General features: G+C 69.2%; 8 protein-coding genes and 2 rRNA genes. 7 read left to right on the top strand and 3 right to left on the bottom strand.

The window, feature by feature from the left end; all coding sequences use genetic code 11:
- Both AC5L3X_RS33415 and rrf read left to right on the top strand, forming a co-directional pair.
- Window positions 1-79: ribosomal RNA gene (locus AC5L3X_RS33415) — 23S ribosomal RNA — on the top strand; the annotation flags it as partial.
- Window positions 80-155: 76 nt separating this feature from the next.
- Window positions 156-272: ribosomal RNA gene (gene rrf / locus AC5L3X_RS33410) — 5S ribosomal RNA — on the top strand.
- A gap of 47 nt (window positions 273-319) precedes the next feature.
- Here rrf and AC5L3X_RS33405 read toward each other — a convergent pair.
- Complete coding sequence (locus tag AC5L3X_RS33405; RefSeq protein ID WP_494862347.1) at window positions 320-772, bottom strand: Lrp/AsnC family transcriptional regulator; 453 nt, start codon at window positions 770-772, stop codon at window positions 320-322.
- Between the two features lie 123 nt (window positions 773-895).
- Between AC5L3X_RS33405 and AC5L3X_RS33400 the strand changes: the two genes are divergently transcribed.
- The 4 genes from AC5L3X_RS33400 (at window position 896) to AC5L3X_RS33385 (ending at window position 4,072) form a co-directional block, all read left to right on the top strand.
- A complete protein-coding gene (locus AC5L3X_RS33400; protein WP_494862346.1) occupies window positions 896-1,783 on the top strand; it encodes a phenylalanine 4-monooxygenase in 888 nt (295 codons plus the stop codon).
- Window positions 1,784-1,902: 119 nt separating this feature from the next.
- The gene (locus AC5L3X_RS33395) at window positions 1,903-2,742 is read left to right on the top strand and encodes a serine hydrolase (RefSeq protein ID WP_494862345.1); all 840 of its coding nucleotides are present in this window, start codon (window positions 1,903-1,905) and stop codon (window positions 2,740-2,742) included.
- Between the two features lie 84 nt (window positions 2,743-2,826).
- Window positions 2,827-3,300, top strand: coding sequence for a low molecular weight protein-tyrosine-phosphatase (locus AC5L3X_RS33390; protein ID WP_494862343.1), 474 nt, complete (start codon window positions 2,827-2,829; stop codon window positions 3,298-3,300).
- Window positions 3,287-4,072: a fructosamine kinase family protein gene (locus AC5L3X_RS33385; protein WP_494862341.1), complete on the top strand. Its 786-nt coding sequence runs from the start codon at window positions 3,287-3,289 to the stop codon at window positions 4,070-4,072. The genes AC5L3X_RS33390 and AC5L3X_RS33385 overlap by 14 nt, the downstream gene beginning before the upstream one ends.
- Window positions 4,073-4,115: 43 nt before the next feature.
- On the opposite strand, the gene AC5L3X_RS33380 is transcribed toward AC5L3X_RS33385, so the two are convergent.
- The gene (locus AC5L3X_RS33380; RefSeq protein WP_494862340.1) at window positions 4,116-4,973 is read right to left on the bottom strand and encodes a TetR/AcrR family transcriptional regulator; all 858 of its coding nucleotides are present in this window, start codon (window positions 4,971-4,973) and stop codon (window positions 4,116-4,118) included.
- A 66-nt stretch (window positions 4,974-5,039) separates the two neighbouring features.
- Here AC5L3X_RS33380 and AC5L3X_RS33375 point away from each other — a divergent pair, with 66 nt between their 5' ends.
- Window positions 5,040-6,794, top strand: a complete 1,755-nt coding sequence (locus tag AC5L3X_RS33375) for a right-handed parallel beta-helix repeat-containing protein (RefSeq protein WP_494862338.1) — start codon at window positions 5,040-5,042, stop codon at window positions 6,792-6,794.
- Here the strand turns inward: AC5L3X_RS33375 and hisN are convergent.
- Window positions 6,766-7,593: a histidinol-phosphatase gene (gene hisN, locus AC5L3X_RS33370; RefSeq protein ID WP_494862336.1), complete on the bottom strand. Its 828-nt coding sequence runs from the start codon at window positions 7,591-7,593 to the stop codon at window positions 6,766-6,768. The two genes, AC5L3X_RS33375 and hisN, sit on opposite strands and share 29 nt — an antisense overlap.
- Window positions 7,594-7,660: the final 67 nt, after the last annotated feature.

Genomic DNA, 7,660 nt, shown 5'->3' with positions numbered 1-7,660 from the left:
GACCGGGTTGATAGGCCGGAGGTGGAAGCATGGTAACGTGTGGAGCTGACCGGTACTAATAGGCCGAGGACTTGACCTCAAAGCTTTCTTGCTCGCGTCCACTAGGCAATTCTGAGACTGCAAACAGCGTTTGTTGTTTGTGTGTTTCGTGGGGTTACGGCGGTTATGGCGGGAAGGAAACACCCGGTTACATTCCGAACCCGGAAGTTAAGCTTCCCAGCGCCGATGGTACTGCACTCGGGAGGGTGTGGGAGAGTAGGTCACCGCCGGACAATTGTTTGAGAAGGGCTCCACCGTTGGGTGGGGCCCTTCTCGCGTTTCAGGGTGCCTGCAGGAGCGGTTCGATGCGATACGGGATCTGAGTGGATAGCGAGATCGTTGTGTCAGTCCGTTGTACGGCCGGCGATGCCAGGATGTGGGCGATGATGTCCTGCAGGTGATCGGTGCTCCGGGCGACCACGCGGCAGAACAGGTCGTGCTGACCGCTGGTCCCGTGCACCTCCAGAATCTGTGGCACGGCGTCCAGAGCCTGCACCGCCTCGACCAGCCGTCCCTGAGCGATCTGCAGCCAGACGAACGCCAGGATCGGATAGCCGGCGTGCGCGGGCGAGACCGTGGGGCCGAAGTCCTCGATCACTCCCCGGGCGGTCAGCTTCTCGACGCGAGCCTGTACGGTGCCACGCGCGACGCCCAGCACCCGGGCGAGCTCGGTGAGACCTATCCGGGGACGCGCTCGCATGGTCACGAGCAACCGGGCGTCCAGCTCGTCCACGACTCCTCCTCGACTATGCGATTTGACCATAAAAGTCGATCAACTTCGTGCTGAATCCAGCGTATCGCGCAGTGAAACTGAGCGCTCTTGCCAGGAATCTCCGGAGTTGCTGTTATCTAGGACATGTTCGAGGAAGCACAGTATTTCGCCCCGATCGCGGCGCAGGATGACGGCTCGGTCGTGGTCGAGCTGGCGTCGTCGCATCCAGGTTTCGCCGATCCGGTCTACCGGGCACGGCGCAACGCGATCGCCGGGCTGGCGGTGAACCATCGCAGGGGGACTCCGATCCCCGTCGCTGAGTACACCGAGCAGGAGCACGAGATCTGGGCGCTGGTCACCAGGGAGCTGGCGGCCAAGCACAGCCGGTATGCCACGGCCGAGTATCTCGCCGGCACCGCGAGGCTGGGGCTGCCGGAGGCACGGATCCCGCAGTTGGAGGAGGTCAGCCAGCTGCTGGAGCCGCTGACCGGGTTCCGCTATCTGCCGGCCGCCGGGCTGGTGCCGTTGCGGGAGTTCTACGGCGTCCTGGCCGACGGATACTTCCACTCGACTCAGTACATCCGCCACCATTCAGTGCCCTTCTACACCCCGGAGCCGGATGTCATCCACGAGGTCATCGGGCACGCCAACGCGCTGGCCAGTGACCGCTACGCGGCGCTCTACCGGCTGGCCGGGGCGGCCGCGCGCAGAGTGGAGAGTGCGGAGGCGCTGGAGTTCGTGTCCAAGGTGTTCTGGTTCACGCTGGAGTTCGGGGTGATGCGGGAAGGGACGGAGCTCAAGGCGTACGGGGCGGGGATTCTGTCGTCGTACGGGGAGATCGAGGAGTTCAGAGGCATGGACATCCGGCCTTTGGACATCCAGGCGATGGGCACCACCCACTACGACATCACGAAATATCAGGATGTGCTGTTCCAGGCCGACTCGCTCCAGCATCTGGAGGATGTCGTAGGCGGCTTCTGGGACACCTGTGACGACGACTCGATCGCGAGATTGCTCGCCGTACCCGCCTAGCGGGCCTTGGCCTTCGTCGTGATAATTCATGAGTGATCGCGGGAAAGGCGATATGTCGGCTTCTGGCGCTCGCCCTTCTGCTGTCCATAGCGGCCTGGCCGCTGGCCGGGCGGGCGCCCGTGGCACAGTCTCGGACGCCCGTCCAGGCGAGGGCCCCGGCAAGGCTCCAGGAGCACGACAGGGAGATGGTCAAGGAGGCACGGGCCGCGCAGAACCCGCCTGTCTCCGCCAGGAAGATCACCAAGCGCCTCGACGGTTTCCTGTCCGGCCGGCCGCTCCGGGTCAGCGCCACGGTGAAGGATCTCTCCACCGGCCGGACCTTCCGCTATCACCGCGATGAGCTTCTGATCACCGCCAGCTCCGCCAAGGTGCTGATCCTGATGGCCCTCCTCCTCAGAACCTCGTGGCGCGAACTCTCCTCCGCGATCAGGCGCGACGCCGAGCTCATGATCCGTTACAGCGACAACCATGCCGCCGACCGCCTCTGGCTCCGCATCGGCGCCGCTTCCGGCTTCACCAAGGCAGGCAGGAAGTACGGCCTGCGCCACACGCGGGGAGTCGATGGCAGGTGCGTCGACCTCTACTGCTGGGGCATCACCCCCACCTCCGCCGACGACCAGATCCGTCTGCTGCGGGCACTGGTGTCGGACGACAGCCCGCTTCCGGCCAAGGAACGCGCCCAGGTTCTGCGGCTGATGGGCGACGTCGTCGACGGCCAGGGCTGGGGGGTGAGCGCCGCCGCCTGCGCGGGTGACGATGTCGTGCTGAAGAACGGCTGGCTGAAGCGCGTGTCGACCAAGCGCTGGGCCGTCGTCACCGTCGGGCTGATCCGGGGCCGGGGCCACCACTACGCCGTCGCCGTGCTCAGCGAGGGCAGCACCGACGTCGACCAGGGCATCGCGACCGTTGAGGGGGTCATCACACGGATCATGAAGTCGTTCCGGCACTGCTCGACGTGACCTCGGGGCCGCCCGGGCCGGCCGGTCGACGATCGGGGTGGGTGGGGGCGCCGGCGGCACCCGCTGGCCCTCATGATGGAGGGTATGACCTATCGCGTATGCCTGGTGTGCATGGGCAATATCTGCCGCTCGCCGATGGCCGAGGCGGTGTTGCGCCACACGCTGACCGAGCACGGGCTGGCCAAGCGGGTGATGGTCGACAGCGCGGGCACCGGGGGATGGCACGCGGGTGATCCGATGGACGAGCGGGCGCTGCGGACCCTGACCGACCACGGCTACGACGGCTCCGCTCACCGGGCGCGGCAGTTCACCGAGGACTGGTTCGATCGCTATGACCTGGTGCTGGCCATGGATCGGGACAACTTGGCGTTTTTGCGGAGGATGGCTCCGCTCGGTAGTGAAGTGCGGCTCTTCCGGTCGTTCGACCCCAACGCGCCGGAGGGCGCCGAGGTCCCCGATCCCTACTACGGCGGGACCGAGGGCTTCGAGGAGGTGCTTGAGCTGGTCCGGGCCGCGTCCGAGGGCATCGTCAAGCACATCGCCGATGAGATCGACTGAGGACCTCGGCTCGTCGCACGGCTGGCGGCTGAGCCGGGGCGTGACGGAGGACGGGCGTGAGGTGTTCGCCAAGACCGGGGGCGCGTCCGAGCTGTTCGCCTCCGAGGCCGCAGGGCTGCGCTGGCTGGGCGAGGCGATCGCCGTGCCGGAGGTGATCGACGTGGCAGGCGACCGGCTCGTGCTGTCGTGGGTGGAGGCCGAGCGTCCCACGCCGGAGGCCGCCGAGCGGTTCGGCCGCGACCTCGCCCGGTTGCACCGCGCGGGGGCGCCCGCCTTCGGCGCGCCCTGGCCCGGCTTCATCGCCGAGCTGCCGATGGACAACACGCCCACGGACGACTGGCCGGAGTTCTATGCGGCCCAGCGGGTTCTCCCCTTCGTACGGCAGGCGCGACTGTCCTCGGGTGACGTACGGCTGATCGAGCAGGCCGTGGACCGGTTCGGCGAGGTCGCCGGGCCGCCGGAGCCTCCCGCTCGCATCCATGGCGACCTGTGGAGCGGCAACGTGCTCTGGTCTGGCGGCTCGGGGGTGCTGATCGACCCCGCGGCGCACGGCGGTCACCGGGAGACGGATCTGGCCATGCTGGCGCTGTTCGGCGTGGCGTACCAGGATCGGATCTTCGGCGCCTATCGGGAGGAGAGTCCGCTTGCCGGGGGCTGGCGGGACCGGGTTCCGCTGCACCAGCTTCATCCGCTGCTCGTTCACGTGGTCCTGTACGGGGAGGCGTACCGGAGTGGGCTGATGGCGGCGGTCGAGCGGGTGCTGGCGTTGTAGCCGAGCGCGTTCTGAATCCAGTGGGCACGGCCGGATGGGGTGGTCAGGCGGGGCCGCGTTGCCGGTAGGCGCGCTGGCGGCAGGCGTGTGAGCAGTATTTACGGGGACGTCCGGAGGCCGGGGCCTCTACCGGCCTACCGCAGATCTGGCAGATTTCGTCACGCGTTTCGTCACGCCTCTGAATGAGCAACTCGATGCCGTCGAGGATCCGTGCCAGGCCGAACTCGAAGGAGTCCTCGGGGTGGTCGTAGCCGCCGGCCTCCCAGAGGTAGGTGAGCGTCGGGTAGCGATCGAGGCGTTCGAAGAGTGAGTCGCGAGAGCCCCACCACTCCTCCTCGCTGACGCCGCTCTCGCGCTCCTGCCGGGCGGTCTCGACCAGCAGCAGGGCCTCGGCGTCGAGGAAGCGGCCGACCAGCCCCACGGCGGCGATCACCTCGGCGGGGGTCAGACCGGTGTGCCGGACCGCGCTCAGCATGTGTTCGTAGTGCGCGACGCCGTTCGGGCCGGGCAGATGCCGGCTGCCGCGCATCTCCGCCAGCCAGGGGTGCCGCCTGCGCAGCTCCCACGACTCCCGCGCGTAGGCCTCCAGCGTCGCTCGCCACACACCCGGGCCGGGTGCGGCTGCCGCCGCAGGCGTCAGGGGGCGTTCGGCCATGACGGCGTCCCGCATGAGGTCGACGAGCTGGTCGCGGCCGGGGACGTGGCGGTAGAGCGACATGGTGGTGAAGCCGAGCCGATCGGCGACCTTGCGCATCGACAACCCGGCCAGGCCCTCGGCGTCGGCCACCTCGACGGCGGCGCGGACGATCCGCGCCAGGCTCAGACCCGGCCGCGGCTCCGCGCCTGCGCCACGCCACAGCAGCTCGACGCCGTGGTCGGGATCTTCGGCTCTGCCTCTCATAGACGCTCCTTGTGTTTATGCTGTATTACTACGTGTATGCCATAAACGGCAAAGGCAGGGGCTTTCGTGTTCCATTTCCATGTTTCGCCTTCCGGTGACGACGCGTGGCCGGGCACGCCGGAGCGCCCGTTCGCAAGTCTCGGCCGGGCCCGGTCGGCGGCGCGCGAGGTGGCCGGCGAGGTCGTCGTGCACCTGGGCGGCGGCGCGTACCCGCTGACGGCCCCGCTGGAGTTTGCCGCGGCCGACTCCGGCCGGACCAGTTTCCAGGCACGCGGGTACGGCACTCCCGAGCAGGAGGAGGTCGTGATCAGCGGCGGCCGCGAGATCACCGGTTGGCGAGAGGACGGCGGCGTCTGGGTGGCCGACGTCGGCCCGCTGGACACGCGCCAGCTCTACGTCGACGGGCGCCGGGCCGAGCGGGCCGCCATCGACGGCCTGCCCGGCACGGCCACCATGACCGAGACCGGTTACGTCACCGACAGCGCCGCTCCGAGAGACTGGCGCAGCCCCGGCGACGTCGAGTTCGTCCACCGCGGCGTCTACCCGTGGACCGAGGCGCGCTGCGGGGTGGCCGCCGTGTCCGGCGACGACCGGGAGACCGTGATCACCATGGCCCAGCCCGCCTTCGGCTGGGCCGCCGACCTCTACAACTCCACCTGGGAGGGGCAGACGTCGCGTGGCCCCGGCCTGCCCACCCGCGTGGAGAACGACGCGAGCTTCCTCACCGAGCCCGGCACGTTCGTCCTGGACCGTTCGCGCCCCGGCCGCCACGTCCTGCGCTACCTGCCCCTGCCCGGACAGCGTCCGGAGCGGACGCGGGTGGTCGCCCCGGTGCTGGAGACGCTGGTGCGCGCCACCGGCACGCGCGGCATCTCCTTCAGGGGGCTGGTCTTCGCCGACGCCACCTGGCTGCGGCCGAGCCGTCCGGAAGGGTTCCTGCACTATCACGGGAGTGGCTACCACGACGGCGGTGCGATCGACATGGTGACGTTCGGGGAGGGGGCCTCGGTGACGATTCCCCTCGAAGCGGTCACGATCCCCGCCTGCGTCGTCTTCGACGGCACGTCCGGCGTGGAGATCGAGGGGTGCCGGTTCGTCCGGCTGGGCGCGACGGCACTCGGTCTGTCGGGCGGCGGCGACGCCGTCGTGCGCGGGTGCGACTTCGAGACCCTGTCCGCCTCCGCCATCGCGGTCACCGGCAGCCACGGCGTGCTCGTCGAGGACAACCGGATCCACCGGGCCGGGCTCGACTACTCCGGCTCGCCCGGCATTGCCCTGCTGAGCACGCGCGACGTGACGGTCGCGCACAACCAGATCACCGACGTGCCGCACTGCGGGATCACGGCCGGGCCGGGCGTGGGCACCCGCGTGCTGCGCAACGTCGTCTCGGGCAGCATGAGCGTGCTGGCCGACGGGGGAGGCGTCTACCTGTCGGGAATCCAGGGCGACTCGTACGAGAACGGCGCCGTCGTCGAGGGCAATGTGATCAAGGACACGCGTACGCCCTACAACTTCGCCCTCTACACCGACTACGGCGCCGCCTGGGTCACGGTCGAGTCGAACGTCGTCGCAGGCGCCGACAACACGGCCGTCCTGCAGGTCAGCCCGCCGCTGGAGAAGATCGTCTACCGGGGCAACTTCTGGGACGCCGATCCGTTGGGCCACGACACCCCGCCGCCCGGCGTCACCTACGAGGACAACATGACGATCGCCGACGAGCGCGAGCTGGACGCCGTCACGGCCGCCATCCAGGCGCGGGCCGGGCTGCTGACCCGGCGGGGCGGGACCGTCGCTAGCGAGCGGTGCCGTTCAGGCGGCTGAGCACCTCGTCGTGCAGGAGGCCGTTGGTGCAGACCAGGCTGCCGCCTTCGAGGCTCGCCACCCCGGCGACGTCGGTCCAGACGCCGCCGGCCTCCTCCACGATCACCGTGAGCGCCGCCATGTCCCACGGCGACAGCTCCGGCTCCGCCGACACGTCCACCGAGCCCTCGGCGACCATCATGTGCGACCAGAAGTCGCCATAGGCCCTGGTGCGCCAGCAGGCGCGGCTCAGGTCGAGGAAGTGGTCGAGTTTGCCGGTCTTCTCCCAGCCGCCGAAGCTGGAGTAGGAGAACGACGCGTCGCCCAGCTCGCCGACCGACGACACGCGCATCCGGGTCGCCTTGGTCAGGCTCTTGCCGGTCCACGCGCCGCCCCCGGTGGCCGCCCACCAGCGTCGCCCGAGAGCCGGGGCCGACACCAGGCCGACGACGACCTTGCCGTGCTCCATCAGCGCGATCAGCGTCGCCCACACGGGCACGCCGCGCACGTAGTTCTTGGTGCCGTCGATCGGGTCGATGATCCATGACCTGGCACCCCAGCCGGTGCGGCCGAACTCCTCGCCGACGACCGCGTCACGCGGCCGGGCCCGTCGGAGGGTGCCGCGGATCGCCTCCTCGGCCGCGCGATCGGCGTCGCTGACCGGGGTCAGGTCGGGCTTGGTCTCGACCTTGAGGTCGACCGCCTTGAACCGTCGCAAGGTCAGGTCATCGGCGGCGTCCGCCATGACATGCGCGAGGCGTAGATCATCGGAGTAACCCTGCACGGTCAGCCACGCTACCGTGCCGGGTGTGCCGAGCATCAGTGTGGCATCACCCCTTTTCTGGGTGAGCCGCCCCAGCCGCGCGGCGCGAGTGCGTCTGGACGGC

The organism is Nonomuraea sp. CX421 (assembly GCF_059358955.1).
Note: the sequence above shows the minus strand (reverse complement) of the source record. Positions and strands in the feature narration are given on the sequence as shown.